At 70.5% G+C, this 20024-nt stretch carries 15 protein-coding genes and 1 pseudogene; 7 read left to right on the top strand and 9 right to left on the bottom strand.

All coding sequences use genetic code 11. The features are described from left to right. Nucleotides 1–12 precede the first annotated feature (12 nt). Complete coding sequence (locus ACWD3D_RS01390; RefSeq protein WP_451458862.1) at nt 13–1923, bottom strand: SIP domain-containing protein; 1911 nt, start codon at nt 1921–1923, stop codon at nt 13–15. A gap of 130 nt (nt 1924–2053) precedes the next feature. On the opposite strand from ACWD3D_RS01390, the gene ACWD3D_RS01385 reads away from it, so the two are divergent. Beyond that, nucleotides 2054–3664 carry a helix-turn-helix domain-containing protein gene (locus ACWD3D_RS01385; protein ID WP_451458861.1) on the top strand — a complete coding sequence of 537 codons (1611 nt, stop codon included), beginning with the start codon at nt 2054–2056 and terminating at the stop codon, nt 3662–3664. A gap of 92 nt (nt 3665–3756) precedes the next feature. Here the strand turns inward: ACWD3D_RS01385 and ACWD3D_RS01380 are convergent, their stop codons facing one another. Together ACWD3D_RS01380 and ACWD3D_RS01375 are read right to left on the bottom strand one after the other, a co-directional pair. Further along, nucleotides 3757–4188 carry a hypothetical protein gene (locus ACWD3D_RS01380; protein ID WP_451458860.1) on the bottom strand — a complete coding sequence of 144 codons (432 nt, stop codon included), beginning with the start codon at nt 4186–4188 and terminating at the stop codon, nt 3757–3759. A 382-nt stretch (nt 4189–4570) separates the two neighbouring features. Then, complete coding sequence (locus ACWD3D_RS01375; RefSeq protein WP_387367443.1) at nt 4571–6100, bottom strand: helix-turn-helix domain-containing protein; 1530 nt, start codon at nt 6098–6100, stop codon at nt 4571–4573. A gap of 313 nt (nt 6101–6413) precedes the next feature. On the opposite strand from ACWD3D_RS01375, the gene ACWD3D_RS01370 reads away from it, so the two are divergent. Both ACWD3D_RS01370 and ACWD3D_RS01365 read left to right on the top strand, forming a co-directional pair. After that, nucleotides 6414–6782: a MazG nucleotide pyrophosphohydrolase domain-containing protein gene (locus ACWD3D_RS01370; RefSeq protein WP_451458859.1), complete on the top strand. Its 369-nt coding sequence runs from the start codon at nt 6414–6416 to the stop codon at nt 6780–6782. Then, on the top strand, nt 6779–7327 hold the full coding sequence (locus ACWD3D_RS01365; RefSeq protein WP_451458858.1) for an HIT family protein: 549 nt from the start codon (nt 6779–6781) through the stop codon (nt 7325–7327). The genes ACWD3D_RS01370 and ACWD3D_RS01365 overlap by 4 nt, the downstream gene beginning before the upstream one ends. Nucleotides 7328–7446: 119 nt before the next feature. Here ACWD3D_RS01365 and ACWD3D_RS01360 read toward each other — a convergent pair whose 3' ends face one another. Continuing rightward, entirely contained in the window at nt 7447–8115 is a 669-nt protein-coding gene (locus ACWD3D_RS01360; protein WP_451458857.1) for a DUF1707 SHOCT-like domain-containing protein, read from the bottom strand. A 491-nt stretch (nt 8116–8606) separates the two neighbouring features. Here ACWD3D_RS01360 and ACWD3D_RS01355 point away from each other — a divergent pair, with 491 nt between their 5' ends. The 4 genes from ACWD3D_RS01355 (at nt 8607) to ACWD3D_RS01340 (ending at nt 14978) form a co-directional block, all read left to right on the top strand. Continuing rightward, entirely contained in the window at nt 8607–9566 is a 960-nt protein-coding gene (locus tag ACWD3D_RS01355; protein WP_451458898.1) for a threonine ammonia-lyase, read from the top strand. A gap of 121 nt (nt 9567–9687) precedes the next feature. Continuing rightward, nucleotides 9688–10533: a phosphotransferase family protein gene (locus ACWD3D_RS01350; RefSeq protein ID WP_451458856.1), complete on the top strand. Its 846-nt coding sequence runs from the start codon at nt 9688–9690 to the stop codon at nt 10531–10533. A gap of 577 nt (nt 10534–11110) precedes the next feature. Further along, nucleotides 11111–13837, top strand: a complete 2727-nt coding sequence (gene acnA / locus ACWD3D_RS01345; RefSeq protein WP_451458855.1) for an aconitate hydratase AcnA — start codon at nt 11111–11113, stop codon at nt 13835–13837. A gap of 265 nt (nt 13838–14102) precedes the next feature. Further along, nucleotides 14103–14978 (top strand): phosphotransferase family protein, encoded by an 876-nt coding sequence (locus ACWD3D_RS01340; protein WP_451458897.1) that lies wholly within the window; start codon nt 14103–14105, stop codon nt 14976–14978. Nucleotides 14979–15098: 120 nt separating this feature from the next. Here the strand turns inward: ACWD3D_RS01340 and ACWD3D_RS01335 are convergent, their stop codons facing one another. The 5 genes and pseudogenes from ACWD3D_RS01335 to ACWD3D_RS01315 form a co-directional block, all read right to left on the bottom strand. After that, the gene (locus ACWD3D_RS01335) at nt 15099–16478 is read right to left on the bottom strand and encodes a GH1 family beta-glucosidase (protein WP_451458854.1); all 1380 of its coding nucleotides are present in this window, start codon (nt 16476–16478) and stop codon (nt 15099–15101) included. A 9-nt stretch (nt 16479–16487) separates the two neighbouring features. Further along, complete coding sequence (locus ACWD3D_RS01330; RefSeq protein WP_328718759.1) at nt 16488–17351, bottom strand: carbohydrate ABC transporter permease; 864 nt, start codon at nt 17349–17351, stop codon at nt 16488–16490. A 5-nt stretch (nt 17352–17356) separates the two neighbouring features. After that, nucleotides 17357–18328 carry a carbohydrate ABC transporter permease gene (locus ACWD3D_RS01325; protein ID WP_451458853.1) on the bottom strand — a complete coding sequence of 324 codons (972 nt, stop codon included), beginning with the start codon at nt 18326–18328 and terminating at the stop codon, nt 17357–17359. Nucleotides 18329–18339: 11 nt separating this feature from the next. Further along, nucleotides 18340–19602, bottom strand: coding sequence for an ABC transporter substrate-binding protein (locus ACWD3D_RS01320; protein ID WP_451458852.1), 1263 nt, complete (start codon nt 19600–19602; stop codon nt 18340–18342). Between the two features lie 149 nt (nt 19603–19751). Then, nucleotides 19752–20024, bottom strand: a pseudogene (locus ACWD3D_RS01315) (xylose isomerase); the annotation flags it as partial.

Below are 20024 nucleotides of genomic sequence, written 5' to 3'. Positions count from 1 at the left end.
GCAGGAGGTGGCTCAGCCGGCGGTGGAGCGGAGGAGTTCGTGGACGGTGACGCCCAGGCCGACGGTGTGCGCCGTCTTGCGCGTGAGGCCGGCCCGGGCGATGACGGCGTCCAGCTCCGCGGCGGTGCGAAGGCCGGAGCCGTGGCAGACCAGGCCGATCAGGTCTTCCTCGCCGTCGTGCTCGTCGAGCTCGGCGGTGTCGAAAACCTCCTCGATCAGCAGCATCCGCCCGCCGGGGACGAGGTTTTCGGCCGCCCGGCGCAGTGCGTGAGCGGCGTCGGCGTCGGGCAGGGTCTTGAAGGCGCGGCTGACGAGCACGGCGTCGGCCGGCGGGCCGGGCTCGAAGACGGACTGCTCCAGCACACCGACCCGCGCGCGTTGCCGGTCGTCGGGAATCGTGGAGGGCAAGTCGCGGCGCAGCCAGTCGGCCTGGGCGGGCAGCGCACAGATCGTCACGCGCAGGCTCTCGTGGGCCGCGACGTACTCACGGGCCTGGGCGCCGGCGCCCCCGGAGTGGATCACCAGGTGCTGGACCCCGGCGAGCAGGTCCGACGAGGCGATGGGTTCGGCCAAGGCGGGCTGGAACTTCGCCAGGCGCTCCAGGTGACGGTCTTCGTAATCCTGCTCGGCCCGCACGTCGTCGAAGGTCTGACCGGTGACCGAGACGTAGGCGGGCCGACCGGTGCGGACCGATTCCGTGAGGCCGTGGAGCCCGAGCATCTCGCGACCGATCACCCCGCCGGAGTGGAGCCGGTCGGCGATGAACTCGAGAGTGAGGATGTCGCCGACCGGCGTCAGGGCGTAGTGACCCCGTTCCGTCTCGGCCACCACGTCCAGGGTGTGCAGGTACCGCAGCAGCTTGCCCAGAGCGCGCTCGTCGGCGCCGGTCCTGGCGGCCAACTCGGTCACACCGGTCACGCCGCGGGAGACCAGATCGGGAACGCCCAGCTCGACCGCGGTGCGGATCGCGAGCGGCGCGACGAGTTCGGTCAGGTCGTGGAGTCTCTGGAACGGGGTGACCGTCTTCTCCGGGTCGGGTACGGCTCCGTCGGACTCCAGGACGACGACCTCGGAGCGACGCCAGTAGCCGGCGAAGTCGATGTCCTCCTTCGGCACGCCACGGTCCTCGACCAGGTGCCTACGGATGTCGCGTACGGCCGTGTGCTCGCCGGCCACCCACGCGAACGCCTGACCGGGCCACCACTGCGCACCGCGGACGGCCTCGGTGAGCAGCGACGCGGTCCCGGCCTTCGCGGTCCCGGCCTTCGCGGTCCCGGCCTTCGCGGTCCCGGCCTTCGCGCCGGCGCGGACCAGCCACGTCACCTCGACCCCGGGCAGCTCGCGCAGCTCCTGGCGGTGGGCGTCCTCGGCGATCTCGACGAACACCTGTGCCCGGGCGTCGGACGGGAGTTCGTCCAGCAGGCGGCCGATCGCGGGCAGCGCGGTGTCGTCGCCCGCGACGAGCAGCCAGTCGGCGCCGGCCGGGTACGCCTTGGACGTGCTCGGGCCGCTGAGGTGGACACGGTCACCCGGCCGGGAGCGGTAGGCCCACGTCGTTCCCGCGCCCACCCCGTGCTTGACGAAGTCCACATCCAGCTCGCCGGTCGTCGGGTCCCACCGGCGGACGGTGTAGACCCTCGACAGCGGTCGGGGATCCTTGGGCGCGATCAACTTGGCCTCGCCCTGGACCGGAAGCACCGGGTCGCGCTGACCCGGGTACGGGAAGTAGAACGTGAGGTCGTCGTCGAAGCCCGGGGACTCGAAAGCCGGCCGTGCGAGGCCGTCCGCGGTGGCGAACGCGCGCAACTGTTCGCCGCGCAGCGTGATCCGTCGCATTCCCGGGGTGATGTCGACGGTCCGGACCACCTCGACCTCGCGGACGGTCGGCGGGCGCACGGTGAGTCGGCGCGAGGTTTTGGGCATGCGGAGAACGGACCTTTCCGGTCGCTTCGAAGGCAGGGGTTCGCGCACTGGCGTCGTGAAGGGTGCGCCTTGCTAAAGTTAGGTGAACCTTACCTGAATGGGTGTGCGCAGACTGCCGTAGGGTTAGGACATGATGAATCCGTCCTCGTTCGTCACGGGCGTCGGCGACCCGCCGCCGATCCCGGCCGCCCGGTTGGGTCCGGTGGACGCGCCCGTCCGACCGCTGCTGCTCTGGGTTCGCACGGGGGTGGCGCGGGTGCGCCTCGACGACGGCCCGGAGGTTTCTCTCAAGGCTGGTGAGGGCACCTGGATACCCGCGGACGGCTGGGCCGAGCGGACGATCGTCACCGAACCGGGCACCGTCGCCTTCCCGCTGTGGCCGCACGCAGGTGTCGGTACGCGAGGGCTGTCGGAACTGACCCGGTTCGACGTCCCCGGTGGCTGGCAGGACTGGCTGATCCAGCTCTTCAATCTGCAGGTCACCCCTTTCAGCGGTGACGGGTACTCACCCGAGGCGATCGAGGAGCTCCTGCGGCGGCCCGGTCCGCGCTCGCCGGCACCCGTCGAGGCCGGGCGGAATCCGAGCACGGAGGAGTTCGCCGCGCCCGCGATGCCACGAGCCTTCGGTGCCAGGACCGTTGCCGAGGAACTGACCCGGGACCCCACGCTCGACCTCACGGTCGAGCAATGGGCTTCGCGGGTGCTCTCCAGCGCGCGCACCCTTCGCCGTGACTTCCTCACCGACACCGGGCTCACCTTCGAGCAGTGGCGGCTGGGCTGCCGACTCGCCGCCGCCGTGGAGCTCCTCGCCGCCGGTTACGACGTCGACCAGGTGGCCGCCCGTGTGGGCTTCGCCAGCCGCAACGGCCTTACGCGGGCCTTCAAGGGACGGTTCGGACTGACCCCTCACGAATTCGGACGAAGGCTCTCCGTCCGGCCCCGCTCCGGCGGGCTGACGCAACGGGCGGCGGCGGCACGGCAGACCGACGACCTGATCCGCATGATGCGCACGACGGACACCCCGTCCGCGCCCGAGCTGCTGCCCGCGGCCAGCACGCCCTCGCACACCAACGACGTCCATGTCCTCAGCTGGATGTACCGAGGCAGCGGGTACCTGGACATCGGCGACCGGCGCTACGAGCGGGAGCGAGGGGTAGCGACCTGGATCCCCGCGGAGATGGAGCATGTCACCGGCCTCCGCGAGAACTCCGTCTCCCTGCCACTGGGCAACGCGAGTACCGGAGATCTCCCACTCACGGCGCCGCTGCAGGTGCGGTTCTCACCCGCGTGGGACGACTATCTGATGTTCTGTTCGATCAGTGCCCGGTCCGGACTGCGCCCCTACGACTACGACCCCCGCCATATCCTCGACCTGTTCGCGGAACAGGTCGCCGCGCAGCGGGCACTGTCGGTGCCGATGCCCCAGGACTCGCGCGCCCGCGCTGTCGCGATGGACTGCCTGCGCGGTATCGGCGAGCCGGGCGGGACCCAGAACGTCGATGTCGACGCCGAGATCCACCGAGCCTTCCGCGACGAGACGGGTATGACACTGGGGCGCTGGCGCTATGCCGCCCGCATGCGCATCGCCCGCGAGCTGCTCGCAGGGGGCGCGTCGCCCAGCGCCGTCGCGCGCAGGACCGGGTACGCCCACCTGCCCACGTTCAGCGCCGCCTTCTCCCGCTTCCACGGACTGTCCCCGCGCGACTACCAGCAGCGCGAGGCCGAGCGGAACCAGTACTGAACTTGATCGGGTGATGTCGGGCTGTTCGCCAGGCACCGCGCGGCTCAATGGCCTGCGGCGACACACGGTCGCAGAGCGTTGACCTGCGTGGATCATCTATCAGGTGTCTCCTGCGCGTGCACGTCGATGCTGCCGGGAGTCCCGGAGAGGTCCCGACAGACCCCCACTGGCACTTCGTCATGGGTGAGGTGAGGTGAGGTGCGGTGCTGCTTGCGGCCGGGCCGGTCCGGCAGCGTTCCCGTACAGCAGGCGTCCTGCGACAACTTTCCGGGGGTGCCGGTGGTGACGGCGCCCAGGACGCGGGTGCCGTAGGGGGCGTAGGCCCAGCGCTGGTGGAGGGGGCCGGTGCTGCTGGTGACGTCGAGCGGGGAGCCCCGGGCGTCGTGGTGGTAGTAGAAGACCGCGCCTGCGCCGGTTCTGGTGGCGGCGGGCTGGCCGAGGGGGTCGTAGCGGTACGACTGCCTGACGGCCCACGCGCTGTTGTACTCGGTGGCGAGCATCGGCAGGGGGCGTTGGGGTCCCACTGGATGCGGGAGTGACCGTGCCGTCCTTGGCGGTGGTGACCTGGTTGCCGCTGGCGTCGTGGTCGTAGGTGGCGCCCGCGACGGTGGCGGCGGAGATCCGCCCGGCCAGATCGCAGGTGAAGGTGCTGTCGCCCGCCCGGGCCTGGTTGCCTTCCGCGTCGTACGTGCAGGCGGTGGTGGCCGCTCCGGCCGTTGTGGAGGTGAGCTGGTCGGCGTCGTCGTAGGCGTAGCCGGTGGACGCGGTGCCGAGGATGGAGGTCAGGCGGTTGCCGACCTTGTCGCAGGTGTACGCCCTGGAAGTCCCAGGAACTCCGTCACGCCTCTCCGCGCCCCGCATTTGTGCAGGTCAGGATGGGCGTGACGGAGCTTCCCCCGAGGCTTCTCAGATGTCGCGGAAGATCTCGATCTGCGCTCCCACCGAGTTGAGCCGCTCCGCCAGGTCCTCGTAACCGCGGTTGATCACGTAGACGTTGCGGAGTACGGAGGTCCCCTCCGCCGCCATCATCGCGAGCAGGACGACGACGGCCGGGCGGAGTGCCGGCGGGCACATCATCTCGGCCGCGCGCCAGCGGGTCGGGCCTTCGACGAGGACGCGGTGCGGGTCGAGGAGCTGGAGTCGGCCGCCGAGGCGGTTGAGGTCGGTCAGGTAGATGGCACGGTTGTCGTAGACCCAGTCGTGGATCAGCGTCTGGCCGTGCGCGGAGGCTGCGATGGCCGCGAAGAACGGCACGTTGTCGATGTTGAGGCCGGGGAACGGCATCGGGTGGATCTTGTCGATCGGCGCTTCCAGCTTGGAGGGGCGCACGGTCAGGTCCACGAGCCGGGTACGGCCGTTGTCCGCCGCGTACTCGGTGGTACGGGCGCAGTCCACGCCCATCTCCTCCAGTACGGCCAGCTCGATCTCCAGGAACTCGATCGGCACCCGGCGGATCGTGAGCTCGGACTCCGTCACCACGGCCGCGGCCAGCAGGCTCATCGCCTCGACCGGGTCCTCGGAGGGGGAGTAGTCCACGTCCACGTCGATCTGCGGCACGCCGTGGACGGTCAGCGTCGTCGTACCGACCCCGTCCACCCGTACGCCCAGCTCCTCCAGGAAGAAGCAGAGGTCCTGGACCATGTAGTTGGAGGAGGCGTTGCGGATGACGGTGGTGCCGTCGTGCCGGGCGGCGGCGAGCAGTGCGTTCTCGGTCACGGTGTCGCCGCGTTCGGTCAGCACGATGGGGCGGCCGGGCGTGACGGTGTGGTCGATCTGCGCGTGGTAGAGGCCGTCCGTCGCGGCGATCTCCAGGCCGAAGCGGCGCAGCGCGATCATGTGCGGCTCGATCGTGCGCGTCCCGAGGTCGCAGCCGCCGGCGTACGGCAACTTGAACTGGTCCATGCGGTGCAGCAGCGGGCCCAGGAACATGATGATCGAGCGGGTGCGGCGCGCGGCGTCGGCGTCGATCGCCTCCATGTCCAGCTGCGCGGGCGGCACGATCTCCAGGTCCACACCGTCGTTGATCCAGCGGGTGCGTACCCCGATGGAGTTGAGGACCTCCAGGAGCCGGAAGACCTCTTCGATGCGGGCGACACGGCGGAGCACGGTGCGGCCCTTGTTGAGGAGGGAGCCGCAGAGCAGGGCGACGCAGGCGTTCTTGCTCGTCTTGACGTCGATGGCGCCCGAGAGGCGTCGGCCGCCGACGACCCGCAGATGCATGGGACCGGCGTAGCCGAGCGACACGATCTCGCTGTCGAGCGCCTCGCCGATGCGGGCGATCATCTCAAGGCTGATGTTCTGGTTGCCGCGCTCGATGCGGTTGACGGCGCTCTGGCTGGTGGCGAGAGCCTCGGCCAACTGTGTCTGTGTCCAGCCCCGGTGCTGACGGGCGTCACGGATGAGCTTGCCGATGCGTACGAGGTAGTCGTCTGACATGTCGGCAGGCTATCTCACATATGAGATGTGCATGCGTTCGGGCGGGGCAATCGGGTGAAATGATGACCGGAGCGCCGTGCGGCCGTTCGTGGCACCGGCGCGGGCGCACCCGGGATCCACGGGCCTCCATCGCACGGGTGCTGAGGTCCGCGCGTGACGGTGACCCGCCGTCAGGGTTGCACGATCGCTCCATGAACGCATGGGCACCCGTCCCGGGCGGGGATGTCGCCCTTTTTCGGGACCCGTGTCACGGTTCGGCCGGACCGGGCGCTCCGGGCGTTGCGGCACCTCTGCTCGTGGGTACAGCCCCTACGTGGACCAGGAACCTGACGGGCTCGACGCCCTCACGGAGCGCGCGATGCGGATCCACGCGCTGTACGACCGGCTCAACCTCACGGCCCGCGGCCGCACCTGGAGCCGGGAGGAGTTCATGCTCGGGTTCGTCGGGGACGTGGGCGACCTCGCCAAGATCGTGATGGCCGAGGAGGGCGCCCGGCCGCACCCCACCGCCGCGCCCGGCGCCCTCGCCCACGAACTCGCCGACTGCCTGTGGTCCGTCCTCGTCCTGGCCCACCTCTACGACATCGACCTCCGGCACGCGTTCACGCGCACGATGGCCGAGCTGGAGACCGCCATCACCGCCGACCTGGAGCTGCCGCCACGCCCCGAGGCGCCCGCGTGACGGCCGAGGTTCCGGAGGAACCCTTCGACCTGGCCGCGTACGAGGAGCGGGCCCGCCGCGGCCCGTGCTTCGTGTGCGCGGCGGTGGCCCGGAGGCGGGGGTACGTGCACGAGGTGGTGTACGAGGACGCTCTGCACATCGCGTTCCTGGACCGCTGGCCGACCCTCCCGGCGAAGGTGCTGGTGGCACCCAAGGAGCACCTGGAACACGTGGTCGCGGACCTCGACGCAGAGGGGTTCCACCGGCTGACGGAGGTCGTCCGGCTGGTGGCGCGGGCCGTCGAGACCGTCGTCGCGCCCGAGCGGACGTACCTGTACTCGCTCGGCAGCCAGCAGGGCAACGCACACCTCCACTGGCACGTCGCGGCGCTGCCGCCCGGCGTCCCGTACGCCGAGCAGCAGTTCCACGCGCTGATGGCCGAGAACGGCGTGCTGCGCCGCTCTCCCGCCGACGAGCGGCGGCTCGGGCGGCGGATCAGGGAGGCGATCACCGGAGGCTTCGCCGAAGAGGCCGCGGCGTCGGTCCAAAACCGCCCGCCGCACTGAGGCGTCTCAGGAGGCTCCGGGACGGAGGCGGCTCGCGTACGCCGACCACGTGGTCAGGCCAGGACTCGCGTATGCCGACCACGTGGTCAGGCCAGGACTCGCGTATGCCGACCACGTGGTCAGGCCAAGAAGGGCGCCGGTCTACGGAGCAGCCACTGGCCGAGCGTCCGGCGCGCGGGCCGTACCACGACCTTGCCGTGGGCCTTCTGCCCGACCAGCTCGACCCTCAGGATGGTCGGCGTGTCCGGCGCGGTTCGTTCCCGGCGGTGGCTGAGCTTGCAGTGGGCCAGGGACAGGCCGTCGACGTCGACCTCGATGCCCGGCCTCGTGACCAGCGTCAGCTTCTTCCCGGCCATGGCGACGTCCACGCGCAAGGTGTCCTGCGTGATCACGGCCTCGGTGAGGTCGAGGGTCACGTCGCACCAGCTCACCGCGAGTTCCAGCCGCCGGGGCAGCACCCAGCGGCCCACCCGCTCGACCGGGCCGCTGAACACCTGCTCGATCCGGACGACATCCTTGACCTCGGCGGTCGTCGCGGTACCGGCGAGGCCGGCCTGCGTGGCCGGCAAGTCAGCGGTGAGTAGGGCGAGTTCGCCCAAGGTCCGCGCCGACAGGGCGGTCTCCAGGCGTTCGTCCAGCTCCTCCGCGGTGAGCAGGCCGTCCCCCGCCGCGACGGTCAGTACGTCCACCACTCGGTCCCGGTCCGCGTGGGAGGCCCGCAACTCGGGCGAGGGCACCGGTCCGGAGTGCTTCCCGCTGGGCGAAAGGGGCGAAATCTCTCCCGGCATGCTTCTTCCGTCCCGGTGCGGTCGAGGGGGTGCTGTCGAAGGGGTGCTGTCGAAGGGCTTCCGCGACGCGCGTCGGCAGCGCGGGAGGAAGGCCTACGCTATATCGCGATACACGTCTCGGTCGAGCGGCTCTACCTCGTCGGGAGAGGGCGGGGCCGATGCCCGGGGGCGCGCCGTGCGCGTCGGGGGACGGGGCCGATGGCCGGGGCGCCGATCGCGCGGGACATCGCGCCACCCGGCCGCCGGTGGAGATGTCCGTCCCCGCCGCGGCGGGGTGCGGCAGGAGGCGAACCGGGGCGCCCGACCCGGGCGCGGGCCGAATGGATTGGGCCGAACGGACCGGGCCGGCCGGAGGCGCGCGGCGTAGGATGATCCGGTTGCCGCGCGCTGGATCCCGATGCGCGGCGGCGTGGCCGCGTGGCCGCCCCCTCCGCCGAGGGCGACGCGGATCCCGGTCACCGCACTTCGGGTCGGACGACGGGGCGAACGTGCTGATCACTGTTGCTGACGTGGAAGCCGCGGCCGAGCGGATCGCGGGGCACGTCGTACGGACTCCGACGGTGCCGAGCCCCGGGCTGTCCGCCTTCCTGGGCGCTCAGGTCACCGTGAAACTGGAACTGCTCCAGCGCACCGGATCCTTCAAGGCGCGCGGCGCGACGGCGAAGCTGCTCGCGCTCGGTCCGACCGAACGGGCCGCCGGGGTCGTCGCGGTGAGCGGCGGCAACCACGGCATCGGGGTCGCGGTCATGGCCGGCGCGCTGGGCATCGAAGCGACCATCGTCATGCCGCGGTCCGCCCCTGGCCGCGCCGTGCGCATCGCCGAGTCCGCCGGAGCGAGCGTCGTCCTCACCGACACCATGGGCGAGGCGTTCGCGCTGGTGGACGAATTCCGGACCAAGGGTCTCACCCTGGTCCACCCTTTCGACGATCCCGTCGTGATCGCCGCCCAGGGCACGGTCGGCCTGGAACTCGCGGAGGACGCCGGGGAGCTCACCGACGTACTCGTCAGCATCGGCGGCGGGGGACTCGTCGCGGGCATGGCCACCGCGCTGCACGCGCGCCGGCCCGGGGTACGGATCTGGGGTGTGGAAACGGAAGGCGCGCAAGCCATGTCGGCGGCCCTGGCCGGCGGCGGGCCGGTTCCCGTCGAACTCTCCTCGATCGTCTCGACGCTGAGCGCCCCCAGCGCCTCACCACTCACCCACGAGCACGTCTCCGCACTCGTCACCGACGTCCTCACCGTCACCGACGCCGAGGCCGTCCAGGGCTCTCTCGACCTGGCCGAGCACGCGAAGGTCTGGGCCGAACCCGCCGCCGGATGCCTGCTGCCCGCAGCGCGCCGGGTGCTGGAACGCGTCGGTGACCGGGCCAAGCTCGGTCTGGTGGTCTGCGGCGGCAACGTGACCACCGCCGACATGGCCGGCTGGGTCCGGCACTTCGGCCTGCGCTGACCGTTCGTCGTGGAGCCCCGGACCCCGTCCGCAGCCACGGTGGTGCCTGCCCCGGCCGATCGAAAGGCGATCGCGGCGAAGTTCCGGGAACGCGCCCGCGCGGGGCCGATGTGACCGTAGCGTGATCGTCGTGACGGCTGAGGGTGAGGCGCTGGTCGGGGGCATGGCGAACGCGGGAGCGGTCTTCCGGCGTGGTGCGCTGGTGGTGCGCCCGGCGCCGCGCCACGCGCGCGCCCTGCACGCCTACCTCCTGGCACTGGGGGAGCGCGGCTTCGACGCGGCGCCGACCCCTGTCGGATTCACCGAGGACGGCCGGGAACGGCTGACTTTCGTTCCCGGCGAGGTGCCTCTGCCGCCGTTCCCCGACTGGGCGATGACGACGAGCGCCCTGGATTCGGTGGGACGCCTGTTGCGGCGCCTGCACGGGGCCGGTGCGGCCGTCGCATTCGACTCCCGTGCCGGATGGCCCGGGGACCTGGCCGACCCGGAGGGGGGAACGATGCTGTGCCACAACGACGTGTGCCCCGAAAACGTCGTCTTCCGCGACGGCCGTGCCGCCGCCCTGATCGATTTCGACCTGGCAGCCCCGGGCCGTCCCCTCTGGGACGTCGCCATGACCGCCCGCTACTGGGTGCCCATGGCGGATCCCTCGTCCGCGGCCGCCCTCTACCCCTCCGGGCTGGACGCGCCCACGCGGCTGGCGGTCCTGGCCGACGGCTACGGCCTCTCGCCGCAGGACCGTGCCGAGCTGCCGGGCGTCATCGAGCAGGCCACCGAGGTCTGCCGTGCCTTCGTCGCCCGCCGTGTGGCCGACGGTGACCCCGTATATCTCCGGACGCTGGCCGAGCGCGGTCGATGGGAACGCTGGGACCGTGTGCAGACCTGGCTGGCGGAGCACCGTGAGTCGTTCAGGACCGCCCTGCTGCACCCACCCGGCCGCAGCCCGGCGGGTGACCTCGAAAGCTGAGCTTCCACGCCCTGCGGCCCGATCCGTTTCGTCGGTGGCCCGCGCGGTGTACAAAGCGGTCCGGAGCGGTCTGGAGCGGTCCGGAGCGGTCCGGAGCGTGCCGACGCTCCCGCTCGCCGTCGCACGGTCCGGCAGCCGATGCCGCCGACGCCCGCGTACGGCACTCGCCCAGGCCGTGTCCGACCATTCCCGCCGGAAGGGGGGTGTCCGGCACGGCACCTCGCGGCGTCGCGCCGGACGCCCCCGTGTACCTCCGGTACGCGGGCGGCCTCCGCCGTGCGACGCACCGCACCGGACAGCCGGCCGCCGATCCGACGCGCACGGTCGGACATGGCCCAGGCCGGCTCGGCGTACTGCTTCGACCGGCTCCCGGGCATGACCGTTCGACGGCGATGTACTAGAGTTATCTCGACATCGAGATATCTGCCGAGGCGCACCGCAGCCGCCGCCCGGTAAGGGTTACCTAACTAATCCTTACCTTAGCGGATCGGCGAGAGGTCGTAGGCGGCACCACACGGCGCCCGCCGTGAGTGAGGCGCGGCGCGGTAGTACGCGCACATTGATGAAGGAGACTGTCGTGTCGGCGAACAGCTTCGACGCCCGCAGCACGCTGCGCGTGGGCGACGAGTCGTACGAGATCTTCCGGCTGGACAAGGTGGAGGGCTCCGCCCGCCTCCCGTACAGCCTGAAGGTGCTGCTGGAGAACCTCCTCCGCACCGAGGACGGCGCGAACATCACCGCCGACCACATCCGGGCGCTGGGCGGCTGGGACTCCCAGGCCCAGCCGAGCCAGGAGATCCAGTTCACGCCGGCCCGCGTGATCATGCAGGACTTCACCGGCGTTCCCTGCGTCGTGGACCTCGCCACCATGCGTGAGGCCGTGAAGGAGCTCGGCGGCGACCCGGCGAAGATCAACCCGCTGGCCCCGGCCGAGCTGGTCATCGACCACTCCGTCATCGCCGACAAGTTCGGCACCAACGACGCGTTCGCCCAGAACGTCGAGCTGGAGTACGGCCGCAACAAGGAGCGCTACCAGTTCCTGCGCTGGGGCCAGACCGCCTTCGACGAGTTCAAGGTCGTCCCCCCGGGCACCGGCATCGTGCACCAGGTCAACATCGAGCACCTGGCCCGCACGGTCATGGTCCGCGGCGGCCAGGCGTACCCCGACACCCTCGTCGGCACCGACTCGCACACCACGATGGTCAACGGCCTCGGCGTGCTGGGCTGGGGCGTCGGCGGCATCGAGGCCGAGGCCGCGATGCTCGGCCAGCCGGTCTCCATGCTCATCCCGCGCGTCGTCGGCTTCAAGCTGACCGGCGAGCTGCCGGCCGGTACGACCGCCACCGACCTCGTCCTCACGATCACCGAGATGCTGCGCAAGCACGGCGTCGTCGGCAAGTTCGTCGAGTTCTACGGTGAGGGCGTCGCCGCCACCTCGCTCGCCAACCGCGCCACCATCGGCAACATGTCGCCGGAGTTCGGTTCCACCGCCGCGATCTTCCCGATCGACGACGAGACCCTGAACTACCTGCGCCTGACCGGCCGTGACGCCCAGCAGGTCGCCCTCGTCGAGGCGTACGCCAAGGAGCAGGGCCTCTGGCTGGACCCGGCCGCCGAGCCGGACTTCTCCGAGAAGCTGGAGCTCGACCTCTCCACGGTCGTCCCCTCGATCGCCGGCCCGAAGCGCCCGCAGGACCGCATCGTCCTCGCCGACGCCAAGGCGCAGTTCGCCCAGGACGTGCGCAACTACGTCTCGGACGACGAGGAGTCGGGCAAGGAGTCCTTCCCGGCCTCCGACGCCCCGGCCGCCTCCAACGGCGTCCCGTCGAACCCGACCACGGTCACGGCCCCCGACGGCACGACGTACGAGATCGACCACGGCGCCGTCACCGTCGCCGCGATCACCTCCTGCACCAACACCTCGAACCCCTACGTCATGGTCGCCGCGGCGCTCGTGGCGAAGAAGGCGGTCGAGAAGGGCCTGACCCGCAAGCCGTGGGTCAAGACCACCCTCGCCCCGGGCTCGAAGGTCGTCACCGACTACTTCGACAAGGCGGGCCTGACGCCGTACCTCGACAAGGTCGGCTTCAACCTCGTCGGCTACGGCTGCACCACCTGCATCGGCAACTCCGGCCCGCTGCCGGAAGAGGTCTCCAAGGCGGTCAACGAGCACGACCTGGCCGTCACCTCGGTGCTCTCCGGCAACCGCAACTTCGAGGGCCGGATCAACCCCGACGTCAAGATGAACTACCTGGCGTCCCCGCCGCTGGTCGTCGCGTACGCCATCGCCGGTTCGATGAAGGTCGACATCACCAAGGACGCCCTCGGCGTCGACCAGGAAGGCAAGCCCGTCTTCCTGGCGGACATCTGGCCCTCCGAGGCCGAGGTGAACGACGTCGTCGCCAACTCCATCGGCGAGGACATGTTCAACAAGTCCTACCAGGACGTCTTCGCGGGCGACGCCCAGTGGCAGGCGCTGCCGATCCCGACCGGCAACACCTTCGAGTGGGACTCCGAGTCCACCTACGTCCGCAAGCCCCCGTACTTCGAGGGCATGACGATGGAGACGACCCCGGTCGTCGACATCACCGGCGCCCGGGTGCTCGCCAAGCTCGGCGACTCGGTCACCACCGACCACATCTCCCCGGCCGGTGCGATCAAGGCCGACACCCCGGCCGGCAAGTACCTCACCGAGCACGGCATCGAGCGTCGTGACTTCAACTCCTACGGCTCGCGCCGTGGTAACCACGAGGTCATGATCCGCGGCACGTTCGCCAACATCCGCCTGCGCAACCAGATCGCGCCGGGCACCGAGGGCGGCTTCACCCGCGACTTCACCCAGGGTGCGTCCGCGGGCGAGGCCCCCGTGTCGTTCATCTACGACGCCTCCCAGAACTACCAGGCCGCCGGCACCCCGCTGGTCATCCTGGCGGGTAAGGAGTACGGCTCCGGCTCGTCCCGCGACTGGGCCGCCAAGGGCACCGCGCTGCTGGGCGTCAAGGCCGTCATCGCCGAGTCGTACGAGCGCATCCACCGCTCGAACCTCATCGGCATGGGCGTCCTGCCGCTCCAGTTCCCGGAGGGCCAGACCGCCGAGACCCTCGGCCTCACCGGCGAGGAGACCTTCTCCTTCACCGGCGTGACCGTGCTGAACGACGGCACCACCCCGCGCACGGTCAAGGTCACCACCGACACCGGTGTGGAGTTCGACGGCGTCGTCCGCATCGACACCCCCGGCGAGGCGGACTACTACCGCAACGGCGGCATCCTGCAGTACGTGCTCCGCAGCCTGATCCGCAAGTAGGCCCGAGCGGCGCCCACCACGCGCCGTGAAGAGCCGACGAAGGGGCCGCACCACCCCGGACGAGAGTCCGGCGGGGGTGCGGCCCCTGCCGCGTGTGGGTACGGTGCCCGGGGCGCCGCGACCGTCGTGGCGGGGAGAGGCGGTTCGGAACGTGGCACCCGGGGCGGGGACGAGGGAGCGGCTGGCGGACGCGGCGCGGGCCGCGCTGGGCGGCGGGCGACGGCTGGCGGCGGTCGAACGGGTCACGGGCGGCAGCAAGAAGGGCGTGTACCGCCTGGTGATGGACGACGCGACGGCGGTGGTCGCCTACCTGTGGGACGAGGACGAGAACTACTGGCCCGCCGCCGAGGGCGACGACGACCTCGCCGACCCGTTCTCGCCCGGTCTCGGGATCGATCTGTTCCGCGCCGCGCACGCGCGTCTCGACGCCCTCGGTGTCCGCGTGCCGGCGATCCGCCTCCTCGACGAAGGCGGGACCCATGGCCCGGCCGGCCTGGCGATCGTCGAGGACCTCCGGGGAGAGAGCCTGGAGGAACTGCTGGTGCGCGACCGGCACGCCGCCGGTCCGGTCCTGGACCGGCTCGCGGAGTCGCTGAAGGCGATGCGGGCCCACCGGGCACCGGCCTACGGCAAGGTGGCCGTGGTCGACGGCGGAGGAACGTCACGCGGTTCCTCGTGCGAGGAGGTGGTTCTCGGTCGTGCGCTGCGCGACCTCGCCGAGGCGGCCTCGCGGGATCCCCGGATCGCCGACGCCCGCGACCGGCTGGAAGAACGGCTGCTCGGCCTGGCGGCGGCGGTGCGGCCGCGCGCGGAGTACGCGGTCGTCCACGGCGAACTGGGCCCCGACCACGTGCGGGTGGACGCCGACGGCAACCCCGTGGTGATCGACATCGAGGGGGTGATGTACTTCGACGTCGAGTGGGAGCACGTGTTCCTGCGCATCCGCCTGCACGACGCCTACCGGCCGCTGGAGGCGGACGGGCTGGACGAGGACCGGCTGGCGCTGTACATGCTCGCCCAGCGGCTTTCGCTGACGGCGGGACCGCTGCGGCTGCTCGACGGGGACTTCCCCGACCGGGCCTTCATGGCGGGCATCGCCGAGCACAACCTGAAGCAGGCGCTGGAACTGGTCCGCTTCTGAACTCCCGCCCGCCGCGCGGCACGGGGCACACGGAAGCGGGGCCGTACGGCGTGTTCACCAACACGCCGTACGGCCCCGCATCCGATGGCTCCGGGGGTCAGGACCCGGAGCCGGGCCCCGCTACTTCCGGTGGGCCTTGATCAGCTCCTGGTACCAGCGGTAGCTGTCCTTCGGGGTGCGCTCCTGGGTGTCGTAGTCGACCCGGATGATCCCGAACCGCTTCGCGTAGCCCAGCGCCCACTCGAAGTTGTCCAGCAGCGACCAGACGTAGTAGCCCTGGACCTCCACCCCGGCGTCCATGGCGGCCTTGAGGGCCGTCAGGTGGTCGCGCAGGTACTCGACGCGGTCCGTGTCGTGCACGGCGCCGTCCTCGTCGACGGTGTCGTACTCGGCCGAGCCGTTCTCCGTGATGTGGATGGGCGGCAGTGCCTCGCCGTAGGTCTTCTTCAGATCCGTCAGCAGATCGGTGAAGGTCTCCGGGACGACCGGCCAGCCCATCGCGGTGCGGCGGACGTCCGGGTACTCCGTCTCGCGGAGCCGGTTGTCGGTCGCCACGCGCAGCGCCGGGTCGGCCTCGCGGTACGGGGCGTCGGCGACGACGATCGGGCGGTAGTAGTTGATGCCCAGGAAGTCCAGCGGCTGGGAGATCAGCTCCAGGTCGCCGTCGAGACGGAAGTCCTGGTCGGTGATGAGCTCGCCCCAGGTCTCCTCGTCACTGGCCGGGTAGCGGCCGGCGAGGATCGGCTCGGTCCACACCAGGTTGTGCTGGGTGTCCGCGCGGAGCACCGCGCCGCGGTCGGCGTCGGTGTCGGCGGCCGGCAGGTTGCGGTCCAGGTTGAGGGTGATGCCCGCCTCGCGGACGCCCGCGGCGCGCAGCTCCTTCATGGCCAGGCCGTGGCCGACCAGCAGGTGGTGGGCGGCGGCCAGCGCGCCGGTACCCTCCTTGGCGCCCGGGGCGTGCCGGCCCACCGAGTAGCCGAGGAAGGCGCTGCACCAGGGCTCGTTGAGGGTGATCCAGCGCGGCACCCGGTCGGCCAGGTGCTCGGCCATGATCGCGGTGAACTCGCCGAAGCGCTCGGCGGTCTCGCGCACGCGCCAGCCGCCCTTGTCCTCCAGGGCCTGCGGAAGGTCCCAGTGGTAGAGGGTGGCGGCGGGCTCGATGCCCGCTTCGAGCAGGTTGTCGACCAGACGGGAGTAGAAGTCCAGGCCCTTGGCGTTGGCCGGGCCGCTGCCGGTCGGCTGGATGCGCGGCCAGGCTATGGAGAAGCGGTACGAGTCCACGCCCAGGTCGCGCAGGAGCGCCACGTCCTCGGGGTAGCGGTGGTAGTGGTCGCAGGCCACGTCACCCGTGTCGCCGCCGTCCGTACGTCCCGGCGTGTGGCTGTAGGTGTCCCAGATGGAGGGGCCGCGGCCGTCCTCGGCCACCGCGCCTTCGATCTGGTACGACGCGGTGGCCGCACCGAAGACGAAACCCGGAGGGAAGACAGGGAACTCACTCATGAAAAGCCCTTACTTGACCGAGCCGCCGGTAATCCCGGCGGCGATGTACTTCTGGGACAGGACGAGCAGCACGGCAGCCGGGATCGCCGACAGAACCGCCGCGGACATGACCGAGCCCCAGTCTCCGACGTGCGCACCGATGTACTGGTAGATGCCGAGGGTGATCGGCTTCACGTCGTCCGTGGTGTTCAGTGTGAGGGCAAACATGAAATCGCTCCACGCGTACAGGAACGAGAACAGCCCCGCCGTGATGAGGGAGTTGCGGCTCATCGGCAGAACAACCTGGACAAAGGTACGGAACTTGCCCGCGCCGTCGACCTCGGCCGCCTCGATGACCTCGCGCGGGATCGCCACCATGAACGAGCGCATCAGCACGATCGCGAACGGGATGCCCAGCGAGGCGTCCGCCAGCATCAGACCGGCGTACGAGTTGACCAGCCCCAGGTCCACGTAGGCGCTGTACAGGGCGTTGGCGATGACGATGCCGGGGACCATCTGCGTGATCAGGGTGCCGAACACGACGGTCTTCGTGCCGCGCAGCTTGAACTGGGCGAGCCCGTAGGCGGCCGGAGCGGAGAACGCGAGGCAGATGACCACGGCGCCGAGCGCGACACCGAGCGACGTCAGCAGGTGCCCGCCCTGCTCCTTGAACGCGTCGCTGAAGCCCGAGAAGTCCAGGCTGTGCGGGACGGGGGAGACCTCCAGCAGACCCGACTCCGGCTGGAGGGCCGTGTTGACCATCCAGTAGAGCGGGAACAGCATCACGCAGAGGATGACGATCCCGATGATCATCGCGCCCCAGTGGCGCTTCGGCTTGTTCTCGGCCGGCCCGCCCGCGGTACGGGCCGAAACGGCGGGAGTGGTGGTCGCCATGCCGTTCACTTCCCCTCGTTGCGGTTGGCCCGCAGGTAGAACACCGCGAAGACCGCGGAGATCAGGATCAGGATGTTGCCGACCACCGCGCCCGCGCCGAAGTCCAGCTGGGCGAAGGAGTTCTGGTACGTCAGGGTGCCCAGCGTCTGGGTCGAGTCGGCGGGACCGCCGTCCGTCAGGGCCAGGACCAGGTCCAGGATCTTGACGGTCGACATGAAGCCCAGCACCAGCACCACGGTGATGACCGGCTTGAGCAGCGGCAGGGTGATCGAGCGGAACTGGCGCCAGGCGGAGGCACCGTCCAGCGAGGCCGCCTCGTACATCTCCTTCGGGACCTCCTGGAGGCCGCCGTAGAGGATCACCATGTTGAACGGGATACCGATCCAGATGTTCACCATGATGACCGAGATCAGCGCCATGCCGGTGCTGCTCAGCCAGGGGGTGTCACCGGCACCGAACAGGCCCAGGAAGGAGTTGAGCACCCCGGTGTCCTGGTCGAGGATGCGGCGCCAGACGACACCGGAGACGACCATCGGGACCAGCCAGGGCAGCAGGATCAGCGACCGCAGCACCCCGTTGAGAGGGAAGCGGCGGTTGAAGAACACCGCGAGAGCCAGGCCGATGCAGAACTGTCCGATCAGCGAGCCGATCGTGAAGAGGATGGTCTGCCAGAGGGCCTTGCCGAACAGGTCGTCCTGGAAGACGTTCTTCCAGTTGTCGAACCCGTTGAAGGGCGCCTCACCCGTGAAGAAGGTGGACGGCGTGTAGTGCTGGAAGCTCATCACGACGTTGCGGACGAGCGGGTAGCCGAAGAACAGCAGCATGAAGATCACGGCGGGGGCGATGAACCCCCACTGGGCCAGCGTGCGGCGGCGCTTGAGCGAGCCGGGCTTCGGGACCTTCGCCACGGGGGCAGCGTTGGGTGCGGTGCTCGCGGGTGCGGAGCCGGCGGGTGCGGAGGCAGCGGTGGATGACATGTTCAGATACCTCAGTTCCCGCTCTCGACACGCTGCTGAGCGTGGTGGAGGGCCGACTCACTGGACTGCCCGGTGAGGGCCGACTGGAAGGCGCTCTGCAGCGCGAGCGACACGGAGGTCCAGCCGGAGCCGAGCTTCGCGGTACGCGAGCGGGCGGTGGCCACCTGGTCGGCGAGCGAGCTGAGCGACGGCACCTTCGTGCGCCACACGGCGGCGGCCTTCTCGTTGGCCGGGATCATCCAGCTGTTCAGCGCGTAGGTGACTTCCTCCTGCTCGCTGGTCATGCAGTTGACGATCTTCGCGGAGGTCTTCTCCCGCGCGGTGTCACCGACGTCCGGGATGGTCAGCATGCCGCCGCCCAGCGGACCCACCGAGTCGTCGCCGGCCTTCGGTACCGGGATCTGCGCGATGCCCCAGTGCAGGTTCTTCTTCGTGTTGAGCGTCTCGACCTGCCACGGACCGTTGATCATCATGGCCGCGTTGCCCGCCATGAACTGGTCGTTGACGTCGGCCTGGGTCCAGTTGACCGTGGACTTGGAGAGGGAGCCGTCCTTGAGGAGGGACTTCCAGTAGTCCAGGGCCCCGACCACCTCGGGCGAGTCGAGATCGGTCTCGTCGCCGCCGTTGGACCACATGAACGGCGTGAACTGGTAGACGCCGTCCTCCGCGCCGCCCGCGCTGAGCGCGACGCCGTAGCTCCCCTTCTTGGTGAGCTTCTTGGCGGTCGACTGCATCTCGGCCCAGGTGGTGGGCACCGGCAGGCCGGCCTTGTCGAGGATGTCCTTGTTGTAGAAGAGCGCGAGGGTGTTCACCGTGCGCGCCGCTCCGTAGTACGTGCCCTTGTACGAGCCGTAGTCGAGGATGCCCTGGGGGATGTCCGCGGTGGAGACGCCCAGCTTCTTCAGGTCCAGCAGACCGCCGGTCTCGGCGAACGTCGGCATCTCGGAGCCGTCGAACTGGATGATGTCGGGCAGCGACTTCGAGGAAGCCATGCGCAGCGACTTCGTCATGACCTGCGCGGCGGGGACGGACTGCTGCTCGATGGTGACGCCCAGCTGCGCGCTGCAGCGCTTCAGGGTCGCGGCGTCCCAGCCGTGATACGAGTCGTCCGTCGAGGAGTTCAGGACGGTGAACACGCTCGCGTCCCGCTGGGAGCCACAGCCCGAGAGGGCGACGGCGCCGACGAGCGCGGAGACAACGGTGAGCGGGACGATGACCCGCCGGTCGAGACGGCGGCGCCGCTGGCGCGATCCGTCCGTTATGTGTGCTGTCACGGGGGTGCCCTTGCGTGGGGAGTGGGCCGGACTCCCGGAGACGACTGTGTCCCGGGGAGTTGGGTGCTCCGGGGTACGGGTCCGGCTGGTTCCGTACCCGGCGGGGGGTGTCCCGCGCGACCGTGCGCGGGACACCCCGTCCGTTGGGGTCAGCGGACGCCGAGGAGGTGGTCCAGGGCGAGCTGGTCGAGGGCTTCGAAGGCCATGGAGCGCTGGGCGGCGGCGTCGACGTCGAAGTCCTCGTAGGCGGAGGTGTCGGCGAGGAGGCCCTTGAGGCCGTCGGCGGCGGTGGGCTGTGCGAGCTCGTCGAGGCGGGAGGCGGTGAGCGCTTCCTGGACGGCGGGGTCGTTGCGGAAGGCCGCGGCGCGCTCCTTGAGGATGAGGTAGTTGCGCATGCAGTTCTTCGCGGACTCCCAGACGCC

This window comes from Streptomyces sp. NPDC002690, from assembly GCF_053592415.1.
This window is presented reverse-complemented; position numbering and strand designations above follow the sequence as displayed.